Annotated in this window: 12 protein-coding genes, 1 pseudogene and 1 riboswitch; of the genes and pseudogenes, 5 read left to right on the top strand and 8 right to left on the bottom strand. The window is 64.5% G+C overall.

Going from position 1 to position 16,825, the window contains the following annotated elements; translation table 11 throughout:
* Window positions 1-20 precede the first annotated feature (20 nt).
* Entirely contained in the window at window positions 21-962 is a 942-nt protein-coding gene (locus RA167_RS09135; RefSeq protein WP_076785300.1) for a LysR family transcriptional regulator, read from the bottom strand.
* Window positions 963-1,059: 97 nt separating this feature from the next.
* On the opposite strand from RA167_RS09135, the gene metE reads away from it, so the two are divergent.
* Window positions 1,060-3,393, top strand: a complete 2,334-nt coding sequence (gene metE / locus RA167_RS09130; protein ID WP_076787341.1) for a 5-methyltetrahydropteroyltriglutamate--homocysteine S-methyltransferase — start codon at window positions 1,060-1,062, stop codon at window positions 3,391-3,393.
* Between the two features lie 44 nt (window positions 3,394-3,437).
* Here the strand turns inward: metE and pepN are convergent, their stop codons facing one another.
* On the bottom strand, window positions 3,438-6,146 hold the full coding sequence (pepN, locus tag RA167_RS09125) for an aminopeptidase N (protein ID WP_076785299.1): 2,709 nt from the start codon (window positions 6,144-6,146) through the stop codon (window positions 3,438-3,440).
* Between the two features lie 228 nt (window positions 6,147-6,374).
* Here pepN and RA167_RS09120 point away from each other — a divergent pair, with 228 nt between their 5' ends.
* Complete coding sequence (locus RA167_RS09120; protein ID WP_237574226.1) at window positions 6,375-7,142, top strand: DUF4136 domain-containing protein; 768 nt, start codon at window positions 6,375-6,377, stop codon at window positions 7,140-7,142.
* 34 nt (window positions 7,143-7,176) lie between these two features.
* On the opposite strand, the gene RA167_RS09115 is transcribed toward RA167_RS09120, so the two are convergent.
* The 6 genes from RA167_RS09115 to RA167_RS09090 all read right to left on the bottom strand — a co-directional run bounded on the left by RA167_RS09115 (window position 7,177) and on the right by RA167_RS09090 (window position 12,860).
* A complete protein-coding gene (locus RA167_RS09115; RefSeq protein ID WP_076787337.1) occupies window positions 7,177-7,758 on the bottom strand; it encodes a TMEM165/GDT1 family protein in 582 nt (193 codons plus the stop codon).
* Window positions 7,759-7,768: 10 nt separating this feature from the next.
* A riboswitch (yybP-ykoY riboswitch) is annotated at window positions 7,769-7,957 on the bottom strand.
* A 30-nt stretch (window positions 7,958-7,987) separates the two neighbouring features.
* Complete coding sequence (locus RA167_RS09110) at window positions 7,988-9,358, bottom strand: NCS2 family permease (protein WP_076785298.1); 1,371 nt, start codon at window positions 9,356-9,358, stop codon at window positions 7,988-7,990.
* Between the two features lie 31 nt (window positions 9,359-9,389).
* Complete coding sequence (locus RA167_RS09105; RefSeq protein WP_076785297.1) at window positions 9,390-10,427, bottom strand: adenosine deaminase; 1,038 nt, start codon at window positions 10,425-10,427, stop codon at window positions 9,390-9,392.
* A complete protein-coding gene (locus RA167_RS09100; protein WP_076785296.1) occupies window positions 10,424-10,633 on the bottom strand; it encodes an XdhC family protein in 210 nt (69 codons plus the stop codon). The genes RA167_RS09105 and RA167_RS09100 overlap by 4 nt, the downstream gene beginning before the upstream one ends.
* A 262-nt stretch (window positions 10,634-10,895) precedes the next feature.
* Window positions 10,896-11,414 carry a disulfide bond formation protein B gene (locus RA167_RS09095; protein WP_076785295.1) on the bottom strand — a complete coding sequence of 173 codons (519 nt, stop codon included), beginning with the start codon at window positions 11,412-11,414 and terminating at the stop codon, window positions 10,896-10,898.
* Window positions 11,415-11,468: 54 nt separating this feature from the next.
* Window positions 11,469-12,860 (bottom strand): amidase, encoded by a 1,392-nt coding sequence (locus tag RA167_RS09090; protein WP_076787335.1) that lies wholly within the window; start codon window positions 12,858-12,860, stop codon window positions 11,469-11,471.
* 294 nt (window positions 12,861-13,154) lie between these two features.
* Between RA167_RS09090 and RA167_RS09085 the strand changes: the two are divergent.
* From RA167_RS09085 to RA167_RS09070, 3 genes and pseudogenes are all read left to right on the top strand, one after another.
* Window positions 13,155-13,382, top strand: a pseudogene (locus RA167_RS09085) (gamma-glutamyl-gamma-aminobutyrate hydrolase family protein); the annotation flags it as partial.
* A gap of 29 nt (window positions 13,383-13,411) precedes the next feature.
* Complete coding sequence (locus RA167_RS09080; RefSeq protein ID WP_076785294.1) at window positions 13,412-14,698, top strand: MFS transporter; 1,287 nt, start codon at window positions 13,412-13,414, stop codon at window positions 14,696-14,698.
* Window positions 14,699-14,991: 293 nt separating this feature from the next.
* The gene (locus tag RA167_RS09070; protein WP_076785293.1) at window positions 14,992-16,824 is read left to right on the top strand and encodes an FAD-dependent monooxygenase; all 1,833 of its coding nucleotides are present in this window, start codon (window positions 14,992-14,994) and stop codon (window positions 16,822-16,824) included.
* Window position 16,825: the final 1 nt, after the last annotated feature.

Below are 16,825 nucleotides of genomic sequence, written 5' to 3'. Positions count from 1 at the left end.
GGTGCGTTGGCGAGCCTGCGCTATAACAATTCGATTTGAGACAAATTCAGCAAACTGGTCTCACGCATCGTCGACACGAAGTCGGCGGCGTACGGCCGCCGGGCGAACGCGGGCAGCATCGCCGCGTAAAGCTCGCCAGACAGTGGCGCGCTCTTTCGCGGCGGCCCACACAGTACGGTGCGCGCCGCGACGTAGCGCTTTTCGAGATAGGTCGCTACAGCCCATAGCGGCAACGCGGCAATCCCGCGGCGGCTGGCGACCAGCTGCAAAATCGCCACGGTCAATTCCGAGGTGCGGCGCTTGGGCTCGATGCCAGCGGGCCGGAGCACTTGGCGCACGATGTCGAGCATGTCGTCGGGCACCGGGTAGGTGATCAGCGTCTCGTGGCGAAAGTCGTCGGCCGTCAATGCGTCACGGCCGGCGAGCGGGTGGTCGTGCGCGAGCAACGTGACAATCTGGAAGCGAAACAGCGCCCGATGCTCGACGTTCTCGTCAGGATCGGCCTCGGCGACGATCGCCAGGTCCGCCCGGTCCGAATGTAGCAGTCCAATCGGGTCGGCGTGGAAGCCGGACACGATATCCAACTCCACGTCGGGCCAGCGCTGCCGGAAGGCGTCCATGGCGGGCATCAGCCAATCGAAACAGGTGTGGCATTCCACTGCAATGCGTAGCGTGCCGCCGCTGCCCTGCGCGAGGCGCGCGACGTCGCGCTCAGCTTCCTCGACCGCGGGCACGACGTGGTCGGCCAGCACCAGCAGCCGTTTGCCGGCCGGCGTGAAGACCAGCGGCGAAGACTTGCGCACGAATAGCGCCAGGCCGAAATGGTCCTCGATCGCCCGCAATTGATGCGACAGCGCGGATTGCGTCAGGCACAGCCACTGCGCGGCGCGCGATAGGTTGCCCGCTTCGCGCAGCGCGATCAGCGTTTGCAAGTGGCGCAACTCCAGCGGCGAGCGGATCATCGTGCTTGAAAAAAATTAAAGATAATCGAAAAAATATTTCGTTTGAATCATACATCAGTGCAATGGATACTGCGCAACATTGGAATCGGAGGCCGCGATGATTGCCGCACATGTCCTGGGTTTTCCCCGCATCGGCGCGCAGCGCGAACTACAGCTCGCGCTGCAGCGGTACTGGCAGGCTGGAGCGGGCGAGCACGCGCAGGCGGCGCTGCTCGAGACAGGACGGGCGCTGCGACGTGAACATTGGCGCATCCAGCAAGACGCGGGGCTGGATTTTGTGACAGTCGGCGATTTTGCTTGGTACGACCATGTGCTGACGACGCTGGTGCATCTGGGCGGGCTGCCCGCCCGATTCGGCTTCGAGGCGCGCAACCTGACACTGGCCCAGTACTTGGCGCTGGCACGCGGCCATGGGCAACAGCCGCCGCTAAAATCGCGCCAATGGTTCGATACGCGCTATCACTACCTGGTGCCTGAGTTCGACGCAGCCACGCGCTTTGACGGCGGTGTGGACTGGTTGCTGGACGAACTGCGCGACGCACAGCACAGGGGCCATCGCGCTAAGGTTGTGCTGGTCGGCCCATTGACGCTGCTATGGCTGGCTAACGTGCACGGCGCGGAACTGGATCGACTCGACCTGCTGCCCCGGCTGTTGCCGGCCTACCAGAAGTTGCTTGCCGCGCTACGGGTGGCCGGCGTGGAATGGGTTCAGCTCGACGAGCCTGTTTTGACGTTGGACTTGCCGCAACCGTGGTGCGATGCCGCGCAACACACCTATCAACAGCTTAGCGGCGGCGCGCCGCGCATCCTGCTCGCGACGTACTTTGGCGATGTCAGCGGCCATGCATCGTGGCTGAAGGCGTCGGCGGTGGATGGCGTGCATCTGGATTTGGTACGCGCGCCGCAGCAGTTGTCCGCCTTCACCGAGCAATGGCCGCGCGACAAGATACTATCGTGTGGCATCGTGGACGGGGACAATGTGTGGCGCAACGACCTGGCCGCATCACTGCACCTACTCGAGCAGGTGCATGCGCGGTTGGGCGACAATGTCTGGGTCGCGTCCAGCTGCTCGTTGCTGCACGTGCCGTTGGACCTTGCGCAGCAGACCCGCTTGGACGATGCGTTGCGCAGCTGGATGGCGTTCGCAGTGCAAAAGACCACCGAGATCGCGCTGCTGCGGGACGCGGTCACGGCCGGGCGCACCGCGCCGCACATCGCGCACGCGCTCGATGCTTGTGCGGCGGCGCTGCACACGCGCCGCACGTCGGCACGGGTCCATCATGCGCTGGTGCAGCGCGATGTCGCGCGGCTGGAGCCCGCACACACGCGGCGCGCTGCCCCTTATGCGGTGCGGGAATCTGCCCAGCGCGCGCGCTTCAATCTTCCCGTGTTGCCGACCACGGTGCTCGGCCCATTGCCGCGGACCGACGCGATCCGCGCCGCATGTGCCGCCTACCGACAATGCGAGTTGACCCATTTCGATTATCTGGAAGCGATGCGCGCCGAAATCCGTCATGCGGTTGAGCGCCAACACGCGCTGGGTCTGGACGTGCTCGTACACGGCGAAGCCGAGCGCGATGAACCGGTCGAGTATTTCGCCGAACAGCTGTGGGGCATGGCCGTCACCGACAGCGGCTGGGTGCAAGTGGACGGCTGCCGTTGCGTCAAGCCTGCATTGATCTACGGCGATGTTTATGCGCCCGAGCCGTTGACCGTGGGGTGGGTGGCGTATGCCCAGTCGCTGACCGACAAGCCCGTCAAGGGTATGCTGACCGGCCCGGCGACGATGCTGCAACGCGCGTTCGTGCGTGACGACCAGCCGCGCGCCATGACCGCGCTGCAGGTCGCGCTCGTGTTGCGGGCCGAGGTCGCCGCGCTCCAGGCCGCAGGAATCGGCATCATCCAGATCGACGAGCCGGTGCTGGGCGAGGGCTTGCCGCTCCGGCAGGCCGAGCGCGACGCCTATCTGGACTGGGTGGTGCGTGCGTTCCAAGTGGCTACCGGCGGCGCGGCGAACGACACGCAGATTCACGTCCATCTGGGCGATGCCGCGCTCGATGACATGCTGCCAGCGATCGCCGCGCTGGATGCCGATGTGATCCTGTCCGGCACCGGGCGTGCCGTGAGGGCCCGGCTCGACGCATTGGCGGCCTTGCCGTCTCCGTGCGCAATCGGAACCGGCATCGATGGCGTTCATGTGGCGTGCGCGCCGCACAACGCGCAGATGCTCGCGGCGATCGACGCCGCGCTCACGCGTATCCCGGCGCCGCGCTTGTGGGTGAGCGCGGATTGCGGGTCGACAGCGGCCGATTGGCACTGCGTGCAGACGGTGTTGTCCAACCTCGTCGCGGCGGCTCGCACGGCGCGGGCGGCGTTGCGCGACAGCCCGTCCGTCTGCCGCGCTGACCATCACTGCACCGCATCGGCGTGAGCGTTGGCGTTGGCGACACTGCCCGCCGACGCGTTAAGCAAAGGCTATGCCAGCGCCTTGCCGACGATCTCGCGCACGTCCTTCGAACTTGCATGAGTGGCGACCTTTTCCAGCGCCGCGCGCATCGGCTCGCGCAGCGCCGGCACGAACTTACGCCAGCGTTCCAATGAGCGGGTCAAGCGGGCGGCAACCTGCGGATTGATGGCGTCGAGCGCGATGACCTGCTCGGCCCAGAACGCGTAGCCGGAGCCATCCGGCAAATGGAATTGTTCCGGGTTGGCCGCGCAGAAGTTGAAGATCAGCGCACGCGCCCGGTTCGGATTCTTCAGGTTGAAGGCCGGGTGCCGCATCAGCTCACGCACCGTATCGAGCGTGCGTCGGCCTGTGCCGCTGCGTTGCTGAGCCTGGAGCGCGAACCACTTGTCGATCACTAGCGCGTCGTCCTCGTGGCGGCGGTAGAACGCGTCGAGCGCGGCTTGCGCTGCAGCTTGCGCTTGGGCGGGCGCGTTCGCGTGCAACGTGATCAGCGTAGCGAGCGCGGCAGCGCGATCGGTCATATTGTTGGCCTCGTCGAACTGCGCGCGAGCGAGCCGCAACGCGTCCGTCGGATCGTCCAGTTCTGCAAGGTAGTGTAGCGCCAGGTTCTTCAGCGCACGCTTGCCGGCATCGGTCGGGTTCGGGTCGTACTCGCCTGGCGTGCGGTATGCGTCGTACGCAGCGAGCCAATCCTCGCGTAGCGCGGCTGCCAGCCTGCGGCGCACGAATTGCCGCGCCTGATGGACGGCGGCCGGATCGGCTTCGTTCATTTGCTCGGCCAAATAGGTCTCGGACGGCAGAGTCAGTGCTTGTTCGCGCAATGCCGGCGACAACGAGGCGTCGCGCAGCACGGCACTGAAGGCGGCAATGAATGCCGCCGGTAGCTCTAGCGGCATGTGCTGCTGCACCTGTGTGGCCAGCGACAGCAAGGCGCGCGTGGCCAGGCGCTGCCCAGCCTCCCAACGGTTGAACGGATCGCTATCATGCGCGAGCAGGAACGCGAGTTCGTCGTAGGTATAGTCGTATTCGACGATCACCGGCGCGGAGAAATTACGCAACAGCGACGGCAGTGGCTTCTCGGCGACGTCGACAAACGTGAAGGACTGCTGTGTGCTGGTGAGCTCGAGCACACGCGTGGTCGCCGCACCGGCCTCGGCCGGTTCACCTTGCAGGCGTAGCGGCATGTCGCGCCCTTGCGTGTCGACCAGGCCGAGCGCGAAGGGGATCAGCAGCGGTCCCTTTTGCGTTTGCGCCACATGTGGCGACGATTCCCCATAGTGCTGCGTCAGCGTCAAGGTAAAGGTGCGGGCCACCGGATCATACGCGGTGCGCACCGCCACACGGGGCGTGCCGGCCTGGCTGTACCAGCGCTCGAACTGGGCCAAATCCCGGTGGTTCGCGTCAGCCATCGCAGCGCGAAAATCATCACAGGTCACTGCCTGGCCATCATGCCGTTCGAAATACAGGTCCATGCCTCGGCGCAAGCCGTCGCGCCCGAACAGCGTCTGGTACATCCGCACGACTTCCGCCCCTTTCTCGTAGACGGTGACCGTGTAGAAGTTATTGATCTCAACATAGCTTTCCGGTCGCACTGGATGCGCCATCGGACCGGCATCCTCGGCAAACTGCATCTGCCGCAGCATACGTACGTCATCAATGCGCTTGACTGCGGCGGCAGCCGGATCGGTGGTGCCGCCCGCCATGTCGGCGGAGAACTCCTGGTCGCGGAACACCGTGAGCCCTTCCTTGAGGCTGAGCTGGAACCAGTCACGGCAGGTCACGCGATTGCCGGTCCAATTATGGAAGTACTCATGCCCGACAACCGATTCGATGTTTGCGAAGTCAATGTCGGTCGCGCTCTGCGCGTTCGCAAGCACGTACTTCGTATTGAAGATGTTGAGTCCCTTGTTCTCCATTGCGCCCATGTTGAAATCGCCGACGGCGACAATCATGAAGCGGTCCAGATCCAGTTCGAGCCCGAAGCGCTGCTCGTCCCAGCGAATCGCGCGCACCAGCGAATCGAGCGCATGACCGGTCTTGTCCAGGTCATGTGGCTCGACCCATACTTGCAGCAGCTTTTCTTTGCCCGAGCGCGTCTTCATTGTTTGTTCGCGGGCAACGAGCTTGCCGGCGACCAGCGCGAACAAGTAACTCGGCTTGCGGAACGGGTCCTCCCACTTCGCATAATGCCGGCCGTGCGGCAGCGTGCCGCTGTCCACCAGATTGCCGTTGGACAACAGTACCGGATAAGCGGCTTGGTCAGCACGTAGTGTGACGCGGTAGGTCGCCATCACGTCGGGACGGTCCAGGAAGTACGTGATGCGACGAAAGCCCTCGGCTTCGCATTGGGTGAAAAAATTGCCGTTGGAGACATAAAGGCCCGACAACGTCGTGTTGTCGGCGGGGCGGCACGCGTTTTCGATCACCAGTTCGAACGCCTCCGGCACGTTCGACACGACGAGACCGCCATCGTGCACTGTGACTGCATCGTGCGCGCGGGCATCGACGGTCAATGACAGCAGCTCCAATGCTTCCCCGGCCAATTCGAGGTCGGCGGCAGCGTCGCCGGCCTGCGGATTGCGCCGCACGCGTAGTGTGCTGCGCACCAGCGTGCGTTCTGGCACGAGATCGAATTCGAGTTCCACGGTGTCGATCAAAAACGCGGGCGGCGTGTAATCTGCACGGCGGATGACGGTGGCTTCAGCAGGCTTGGACATGGCGTATCCGTCGAAAGGTGGTTCAATGGCAATGGACCCGGGCCACGCCGTCGCACGGCGTCACGCGCCGCGTCGGGAAAGAATGGCGCGATCCGGTGTCTAACGTTTCAAGTGACCGCGGCGAGGCCGTGGCTATGTTGATCCGACGATTGTACAAAATAGATAATGGTCTTGCGTCGCGGGCGTTTCGCCGGGCGGCCGGTACGAAGGCCAAATCCAAGGAAAACCATGATGTTCAGACGATTGTTGCAGCACGTGACACGTGGGCGCCAATGGGCGGCCGGCTCGCTTGCGATGCTGGTGCTGTCGGGGTGCGCCAGCTATGTGACTTCGGACGTGATCGCGTTCAATGCGTGGAGCACCAGCGCCTCGGACCGCGACCGCACTTTTGCATTCAAGCGCGATGCGCAGCAGCAGAACAGCATCGAGCAGTGCACCTATGAGGCGCAGCTCGCTGACGAGTTGTCGCACTACCATTTTCGACAGGTGGCGCCGACCAGCGCCCACTATGACGTCGAACTGGCCTATGGCACGCATGCCGGCAGCATTGTCGTGCAGCAACCGGTCTATACCGATCCATGGTGGCCGGGATGGGGACGACCGGGCCCGTGGTGGCCGTTCGGCATGATGCCGGCCTACGTCGATACGGCATTACCCGTGTTCGTGCAGAGCCTGACGATCCGCATGACGGAGCGCTCGAGCGGCAAGGAGCGATACAAGGTCACTGCGACGACGCCGACCGCGCGCCAGTCGTTGCCGCTCGCTATGCCCTACCTGATACGCAGCGCGCTGGCAGACTTCCCATTGCAGAACGGCACGACTCGGCAGGTGCGCCTGCCCGCCGAATTGCACGGACAGGCGGTGGGCGGCGCGCCGCCGTCGTTCAACGAGAAGGCTGCTCCGGCCGCGTCGCCGATGCGCGACGATGTTCCGGCGGCTTCGCCGAGGCGCGACGAGCAGCCAGCCCCGGATGCGTCACCGAGCGCGGGGCGCTGAGCGCCAAGCGTGGAGCGCGTGCGGCTCAACGGGGTCATTGACTGCCGAGGCCGACGCCGCACAGGGCCAGCACGCCGAGCACGATGAACATGACCGCGGCCATCGCCCGCACCGCGGTGGTGGGTAACCGATGGGCAAAACGCTCGCCCAGAAAAATCGCTGGTACGTTGGCAAGCATCATGCCCAGCGTGGTGCCGATGACCACGCTGGGCAGATCGTGGAATCGCGCGGCCAATGCGATTGTCGCAATCTGCGTCTTGTCGCCCATTTCCGCGATCAAAAACGTCAGCACCGTCGTGCCGAAGATGCCCAGCCGGGTCCGCGCGGGCCGCGCGTCTTCGATGCGCAATCTATCTGGCACCAGCACCCACGCGCCCATTGCGATGAACGACAGCGCGAGCGCCCAGCGCATCGCGCCGGGAGTGAGCAGCGACGACAGCCATTGGCCGAGCGCGCCGGCGCCGGCATGGTTCGCCAGCGTGGCGGCCAGCACGCCGAATACGATCGGCCAGGGCTTGCGATAGCGGGCGGCGAGCACGAGGGACAGCAGTTGTGTCTTGTCGCCGATCTCGGCGAGTGCGACGCCGCCGGCAGAAATGAGGAAAGCTTCGGTCATCAATGAGGTTATCCGCAGGCCGTGGATGCGCGAACGACGATTCACGCGCTGCCCGGCCTGTTCCGGCAGTTCGTGGATCACCGGTCTTGCCAGGCCTGAGGCTGCACCCGCCATGGCCGCCCACGTCGCGCGGGCCAAGTATGTTGACGGATGCCTCTGCGCATCGCGTGCAGGGCGGCTACTCCCCAATGGGACGCGATTATAGCCGGATCGCGGGCTCGGGCCGCGCTCAGAGTTGGGCCAGCAGCAGCCCCGACAGCGCCGCGGCCGTCCACATGGCTGGCTTGACCTCGCGGGCCCGGCCGACGAACAGCTTCAGTACGACAAAGGCCAGAAAGCCATACGCGATGCCAGCGGTAATGGAGTACGTGAGCGGGATCAGGATCATCGCGATGAACGCGGGTATCGCCTCATCGAAGCGGTGCCATTCGATCCGCGTAATCGGCTCCATCATGAACACGCCGACCAGCACGAGCGCCGGGGCGGTGGCAATTGCCGGCACCAGCGATAGCAGCGGGGAGAGGAACAGAAACGGCAGGAAGCACACCGCGGCGACCACCGCGACTAGCCCGGTGCGTCCGCCTGCAGAAATGCCCGCAGCCGACTCGATGTAGGCGTTGGCCGGCGACGTGCCCAGTGGCGCGGACACCAATGCCGAGAACGCGTCAACGATCATCGATTGTCGGATGTTGCGCGGGTTGCCATCGGCATCTAGCAGGTTGCCGGCGTTGGACACGGCCATGAAGGTGGACAACGCATCGAAAAACGAAGTGAACAGCATCACGAAGATAAACGGCCAGTATGCGACCTTCAGCGCCCCGACCAGGTCAAGTTGAAACAGCGCGGAGAAGTCCGGCGCCGCGACCAGGCCGTTCCAGTTCACCAGCGTGGGCGTGGCCATCGCCACCGGCCAGTACGCGCTGCCGTCGCCCCACAGGCGTCCGATCGGGATCGCCAGGATCGTCGTGACGACAATGCCGATCATCAGCGCACCGGTGATGCGACGCGCTACCAGCACCGTGGTGATTGCCAGGCCGGCGAGGAACGTGACGATGACCGGGTTCAGCGACGCGGCACGCACGATGGTCACCGGATCGGAGACCACGAATTTTGCATTGACCAGCCCGATCAGCGAGATGAACAGACCGATGCCACACGACAGCGCGTGCCGCAGATTGGCCGGGATTGCGTCGACCACTAGCTGACGCACGTTGAAGGCGGCCAGCACCGCGAAGATCACGCCCGACCAGAACACGCAGCCCAGTGCCGTTTGCCACGGCATGTTGCCTGCGTGCACCATGACGAACGCAAATAGCGCATTCATTCCCATGCCGGGCGCGACTAGCACCGGGTTGCGCGCGTACAAGCCCATCGCGCAACTGCCGGCGAAGCTGACCAGCACGGTGGCGCTGAGCGCTGCCGGAAACGGGATACCCGCCTGTGACAGGATGGCGGGATTGACTACGATGATGTACATTGACGTCAAAAACGTCGTGATGCCGGCCAGCACCTCGGTGCGCACGCTCGAACCGCTCTCGCGCACGCTAAAGAACCGCTCCGGCAGCGAAGCGTTGGCTGCCGCGCCGCGTTGATTTTCCATGGCTTGTTTCTCCTAAGTTCGCTTTAGTGCTTTATGGCATGGCTTGCGGCGCATGCCAGTACGCGTCCAGTAATGACAGATAGGCGGCGCGTTGCGCATCGGTGACGAACGATGCCTCGAATCCATTGCGGATGATCTTGTACAACTCGTCGTCGGTCAGCTTCAGCGCATCGGCGATCGCCAGGTAATTCTGGTTGATGTAGCCCCCGAAATAAGCGGGATCGTCAGAATTGATCGTCACCATCACGTCGGCATCGAGCAGCCGCTTCAGCGTATGCTCGGTCATGTCGTTGACGACGCACAGCTTTAGGTTCGACAGCGGGCAGACGGTCAGCGCAACGCGCGCGTCCGCCAACCGCGCGACCAATGCCGCGTCCTCGATGCTGCGCACGCCGTGGTCGACGCGATGCACGTCCAGTACGTCGAGCGCCTCGACGACGTATGCCGGCGGCCCCTCTTCACCCGCGTGGGCGACCAACTTCAGGCCTCGCTCCTTCGCGAGGGCGAACACACGCGCGAACTTGGACGGGGGATGACCGTACTCGGACGAATCCAGGCCGACACCGATCAGCCTGTGCCCATACCGCTCGAACATCGGCAGCGCGGCATCAAACGTCTGCAACGCATGTTCTTCCGGCAGATGGCGCAGAAAGCACGGGATCAGCTTGCTGGAAAATCCCCGCGCCTCGGCCTTTGCCAGCGCCTGCTCCATGCCGGCTACCATGGTCTCGATTGACACGCCACGTTCGATATGAGTCTGTGGGTCGAAGAAGATTTCCGCATGGACGACGTGATCGGCCATTGCGCGTTCGACGTACGCCGTGGTCATGTCGTAGAAGTCTTGTTCGTGCAGCAGTACGCTTGCGCCGGCGTAGTAAATATCCAGAAACGACTGCAGGTCGGTGAACGCGTACGCGTCGCGCAGCGCCTGGACTGTCGGGTACGGCAGCGCAACGCCGTTGCGGCGGGCCAATTCGAAAATCAATTCTGGCTCCAGCGAGCCCTCGATATGGATATGCAGCTCCGCTTTCGGCGCGTGCGCGATCTTGTCAGCGAGGATCGGGTTCATGGCGACGGTGACATCGTGTGGGGATGGCGTTGTTCTACCACACGCAACAGTTGTGCCGCTACGGCGATCGCAATGGAGGCGGGTGCCTGGCTTGCAAGGCCCTCGGTGCCGATTGGGTACATCATCCGAGCCAATAGGGTAAGGTCGATGCCGAGCGCCGCCAGTCGATACTCGAATGGCATGCGCTTCGTCCTCGATCCGATCATGCCGAAATACGTGTAGTTGCCGCGCTCCAGATTGTACTCGGCGAGCAGCTTGATCCAGCGCCCAGTTGTGCGTCATTCTCGATCAGACGCAAGGTTAGGCCATCGGTGGTGCCTTGTGGATCGCTCCGTGTGGGGTCGTGTCGTCCGTCGCGCGCAGGCACGGGCAAAGCAGCCGATGAAAGGGCTTCCGGGGCGGCGTATGGGGCGATGACGGGTGATGGCCGGGGGGCATCGCGCAGCATCAGGCCTCACGCGTCGCGCCTCATGCTTGGTGCCAGGCGCGTAGTTTGCGTGTACGCCACAGGCTGCGCGATACGAGCACGAACATGAGGCCGAACGCGATCAGTCCCCATTGCGGCAGGCTCAGTCCGAGGATCGGCGGATACGGTATTTCGCACAGTCCCGCGACCTTGAATGCGCCAGGCCACAGCTTGGCGAGTGGCAGTGCATCGACGATCGGCTCGAGTGCGTCGAAGCCACAATTGAACGACGGATTGGCTTGGACCTCGATATGCTGGATCGCGGCGGCCATCCCGCCGGCCGCCGCAACGACGATCAGTGTCTCCAATACCGCGATGCCGCGCCATCCCCGCAGCGTCGCGCCGATGAACGCGAATACAGCGATCAACAAGAAGCAGTAACGCTGGATGATGCACAATGGGCACGGAGCTTCATGCTTGAAATACTGTAGATACAACGCGCCGCTGATCAGGGCGATGCAGACCAGTCCCAGCAGGACCAGCAGGCGTCGCTCACGGCGCATTCTCAACAAATCATTCATAGTGTTTTACTCAGTGAGGACGCGTCGGGACGCGTCGGACAAGCCAGCATGCGGTCATCGCAGCGGTGCGAGCACGGCTTCGACCGCGCGGCCCAGCATGAGCAGCGCAGTGTCGCGACCAGTGCCCGAGGCCAGCGTCAAGCCGACCGGCGCTTCGCCGTGACGCGAGCACGGCAACGACAGCGCGCAGCCGTCGAGGTAATTGATCATGCTCGGGTTGCGCAGTATCGTTGCGTTGACGCGCGCATAGACAGCGTCATCCGCTTGCAGTTCCGCGATGCGCGGTGGCACGATGGGCACGGTCGGATAGACAATGGCATCAAAGCTGTGCCATAGCGGCTCGGCCTGCGCGATGATGTCGGCTCGCTCGCGCAGCAACTCGATATAGTCGGCCGCGCTAGCGCGCTCGCCCTTGCGGATACGTGCCAGCACGCGCGGATCGTAGTCGCTGGCACGGTTTTCGATCAGCTTGCGGTGCCATGCGAACGACTCGATTGATGGCAGGCTCAGCCGGTTGACGTGCGCGAGGCGCTCGAGCGGCGCGAAACGCAGCTCGCTGACCCGCGCGCCGGCTGCCGAAAGGTGCTGAAGGGCGTCGTCATAGGCGCGCGCCACGCTCAGGTCCATGTCGTCGAGCATTAGGTGGGTCAGCGCGCCGAGCCGCACGCCTTCGATTGGCCGCGCCAGCGACACGACAGGCGGCAGGCCGGCCAGGATCCGGTCGGTGACGGCGCAGCAGGCGACCGACGAGCCGATGGGGCCGACTGAGTCGAGCGACGAAGACAGGGGCAGCACGCCATCAGTCGGAATGCGCCGCGCGGTTGGCTTGAAACCGGTCAATCCGCACAACGCGGCTGGAATGCGGACCGAGCCGCCGGTGTCCGTGCCGAGCGCCACCGCAGCCATCCCGTCGGCAACGCAGGCGGCCGCCCCCGACGAAGAGCCGCCGGCAATGCGGCGTTCGGCATCGCCGGCGGTGCGCTGCCATGGCGAGGCCGGCGTGCCGTAATGGGGGTTCAGTCCCAGGCCGGAGAAGGCGAACTCGGTCATGTTAGTGCGTCCGATGATGACCGCGCCGGCTTGCTGCAGCCGTGCGACCGTGCTTGCATCGGCGCGGGCGGGCGGCGCGTCGGACAACACGACCGAGCCCGCGCGGGTGACTTGGCCGGCGACGTCGAACAGGTCCTTAATCGAGACCGGCACGCCCATCAGCGGCGACAGCACTGTGCCGGCGGCGCGCAGCTTGTCCAGCGCATCCGCGCATTGGCGAGCCGCCTGTGCGTGCACCTCAATGAACACCGAGCGGCCTTGCCCGTGCGGCGCGGCGATCCGCTCGAGTGCGGTCTCGACCAACTCGCGGCTAGTGCTCGTGCCGGCCTGCAGTGCGGTGGCAAGTGCCGACAACGGCGGTAGCGGCGTGAAATCAGCGGTGTGGGAAACTGTCATGATCGAAGCCCATCCGGCAAGCAATATGTGGGGTCGTGGCGGCGTCATGGAAAACGTCGCGCCGTGCACGCATTGTATGCGAATGAAGGTCGTGGTTTGCCCGTGCGCAGTGAACGGCGGATAATGCGCGAACCCTGGCTGGAATGTGTGGATTTGCACGTCTGACGATTCACCATGAGCGAACCCTCGACTCCCCGCTTAGTTGAATCCGCGGCCGCCGATGCCTTATCCGGCAAGCTGCGACCCGAGGCCGAAACGGTGGGCGGCGTGCCCTCGGGCGCGCCGCCCAAGGATCCCAACTCGATTCACCACCAGGCGGTGAGGACCGTCGGGCGTGACCTGAACGTCGAGGCGATTTCGGCTGGCGATGGCCTGGTGGAGGCTGTGCGCTATCGCCGCTCGCCGTTCGTCGTCGGCGTCCAGTGGCATCCCGAATTCCACCGGGCGGGCGGCGCCGAGCTGCTCGGCTGCACGCCGCTGCTCGATACATTCCTGCGCGCGGCGCGCGAGACCCGCTTCTAACTGTCGACGTTTTTCCCTCAGGAGGCCAGATGACTGCGACAACCGTGTCAGAATCGAAAGCGCGTACCGTGTTCCGCGTGACCAGCGGCAATTTCCTGGAGATGTACGACTTCATGGTCTACGGCTACTATGCGTCGGCGATCGCGAAGACGTACTTTCCGGCCGGCAGTGCGTTCGCATCGCTGATGCTGTCGTTGTCGGTGTTCGGCGCCGGCTTCCTAATGCGCCCGCTCGGGGCGATCGTGTTAGGGGCGTACATCGACCATCATGGGCGCCGCAAGGGCCTCTTCTTGACTTTGTCGCTGATGGCGGTCGGGACCGCGGCAGTGGCGCTCGTGCCCGGCTATGCGACGATCGGGCTTGCCGCACCGGCGCTGGTGCTGGCCGGCAGGCTGCTGCAAGGCTTCTCCGCCGGGGTCGAGCTCGGTGGCGTATCGGTCTATCTGGCGGAGATCGCGACCAAGGGGCGCAGGGGTTTCTACTGCGCGTGGCAGTCGGGCAGCCAGCAGGTGGCGGTGGTCTTCGCCGCGTTGCTCGGCGTGATCCTGAACCGCGTGTTGCCGGCCGACCAAATGGGGGAGTGGGGATGGCGGATCCCCTTCCTGGTTGGTTGCCTGATCGTTCCGTTTCTGTTTCTGATCCGGCGATCGCTGACGGAGACGGACGAGTTTCTGGCGCGCAAGCATCGCCCGACGATGGGCGAGATCTTCGCATCGATGGTCGCAAACTGGCGCACGGTGATCGCAGGCATGGGCCTGGTCATCATGACCACGGTGTCTTTTTATCTGATCACCGCGTACACACCCACCTTCGGTAAGGAGGTGCTCAAGCTGTCCGCTGTGGATACGCTCTTGGTGACGATTTGCATCGGCCTGTCGAACTTATTCTGGCTGCCGGTCAGTGGCGCGCTGTCGGACCGGATCGGGCGCCGCGCAGTCCTGGTCGCGTTCACGCTGGTCGCACTGGTGAGCGTGTATCCGGCGATGCAATGGCTGGTCGCGCATCCATCGTTCGAGCGGTTGCTGGCGGTGCAGCTGTGGCTCTCGTTCATCTACGCATGCTATAACGGCGCAATGGTGGCCGGCTTGACCGAAGTGATGCCCGCTGACGTCCGTACCGCCGGGTTTTCGCTCGCGTACAGCCTGGCCACGACTATCGGCGGCTTCACGCCGGCGATCTCGACTTACCTGATCCATGAGACCGGCAACAAGGCGGCGCCGGGTCTGTGGATGTCGGCCGCTGCACTGTGCGGCCTGATTGCGACGCTGGTCCTGTACCGCAGCGAGGCGGCGCGCAACCGGTACAAGCTGGCTTAGGCACGTGCGTGCGCCGTCCGAACGCGTTGAGATCGGCACGGGCCCAGTCACGTTGCAGCACGAAACAGCGCCGGCCACGGTCGGGCGTTCGCGATCGCCGTCGCGCTGAGCGTGGCGATTGTCGCGTTGCAGGCGCTGATGGCTGGCTAGCCAATTCGATAGCGCTGCTGGCGGACGCCGGCCACCATCTGTCAGACGTGTTCAGTTAGGCGCGTTTCTTGCTGCCGTGTTGCGGCATGGGAAGCGCCACCGAATAACCTAAACTGAACCGAACAACAGTGACGGAGCGCAGCATGGCCCATTCTTCGCTACAGCCACCGCAGGTACTGATCGTGGGCGCCGGCCCGACGGGGTTGGCCGCCGCAATGAGCCTGGCGCGCGCGGGTATTGCGCTGCGCGTCATCGACCGCGCGCCGTGTCCCGCAACCACGTCCCGCGCGATCGGGATCCAGGCGCGTACGCTTGAATTGCTCGAGTTGCATCGCGTGGTGGAGCCGTTCATCGAGATTGGGCATCGGGGTCGTGCCGCCCATCTGTACTCGAACGGGCAAACGCTGTTGCGGCTCGATTTCGACCCGCTGCAGACCCGCTATCCTTACCTACTGTTCGTCGACCAGTCGCAGACGGAGAGCATTCTCGCTGAACATCTGCGCAAATTCGGCGTGGACATCGAGCGCGGCGTCGAGCTGATCGGGCTGCAACAGGACGCAGCGGGGGTTGACGCGACACTGCGGCTGCCCGATGGGCGCGTGCAAACGCAGCGGGTACGGTATCTGGTTGGCGCCGACGGCGCACACAGCACGGTGCGCCACTTACTGGGCGGCGCGTTCGCTGGCGAAACGCTGGCGCAGTCCTTTCTGCTGGTGGATCTGCGCGTGGATTGGGCATTGCCGGTCGACGAATTCCAGTTATTTGCCAGCGCCGAAGGATTGGCAGGAATCTTTCCGCTGGGCGGTGATCGCTACCGGCTGATTGCGGACCGGCCGCCGGTCGGCGCGGCGCATCAGGCCGCGGTGCGCATCGGGTTGCTCCATGCTACATCTTCGCCGACTGTCGGGGCGGGCGCACAGCCCGAAGGCCGCCCCGTTGGGGGCCGCCTGACACAGATCGGTGACGTCGAAGATCGGGAGCGCGAGACGGACGACGACAACGCCGGTCCTTCGCTCGACGAATGCCAGCAGTGGGTCGAGCGCCGCATCCATGTGCCGGTGCGGCTGTCGCAACTGGCGTGGTCCTCGTATTACCATATTCACAGCCGGATGGTGGAGCGGCTGCGCACCGGCAACGTATTCTTGGCCGGAGACGCCGCGCACGTGCATAGTCCGGCAGGTGCGCAGGGAATGAACGCCGGGATCCATGAGGCGCTGAACCTAGGTTGGAAACTGGCGCAGGTACTCAACGGTGGCGCTCCGGATCACTTGCTCGATACGTACCATCTCGAACGCAATCCGATTGAGCGTGGCGTGCTGCGGCAGACCCGCTTTGCTACGCACCTGGTTGAGGCCGATCACGGCGTGCTGCGGCTCGTGCGTGACCAGCTGATCCCGCTGATCGCGTCGCTCGGACCGGTTCGTGATGCGGCGCGCCGCGCCGTAAGCGAGCTTGCGATTCAGTACCGGCGCAGTCCGCTGACGTTGGAGTGCCCGCTCGACGGGGGCGTGCGCGCTGGCGAGCGGGCGCCGGACGCATTGGTGCACGTGATGGATGGCCCGCTCGGTCAGGCGCCGTATGTGGCCCGACTGTTCGACTTATACGATCCGGTGAACTTTACTTTGCTGGTGATGACGTCGGCCGACGATGACGAGCCGCGTGCCGGCGAGGAGGCCGGTGCCCTGGGCAGCTTTGCCGCCAAGATCGAGGCACTGCTTCGTGCGCGCGTACGTACATGGCGGGTGAGCGATACGCAACAGCCGTGCGATGCATCGGGCGAGAGCGCCTCGTCGTTGGCCTTTAGCTACGGACGCACGCGCCCGTGCTTCTACCTAGTTCGTCCGGACGGCTACGTTGCGGCCCGCGGACGGCTGCTGAGCGACGCTCCCGCGCTGCTGCGCTATGGCGAGGATTGGTTTGGCGCGCTGCCGCAAGCGCAGCGTGCGCGTGAAACGACGGTGGCATCGACCCGCTAGC

Origin of the sequence: Mycetohabitans endofungorum, assembly GCF_037477895.1 — a bacterium.
GTDB lineage: Bacteria > Pseudomonadota > Gammaproteobacteria > Burkholderiales > Burkholderiaceae > Mycetohabitans.
Note: the sequence above shows the minus strand (reverse complement) of the source record. Positions and strands in the feature narration are given on the sequence as shown.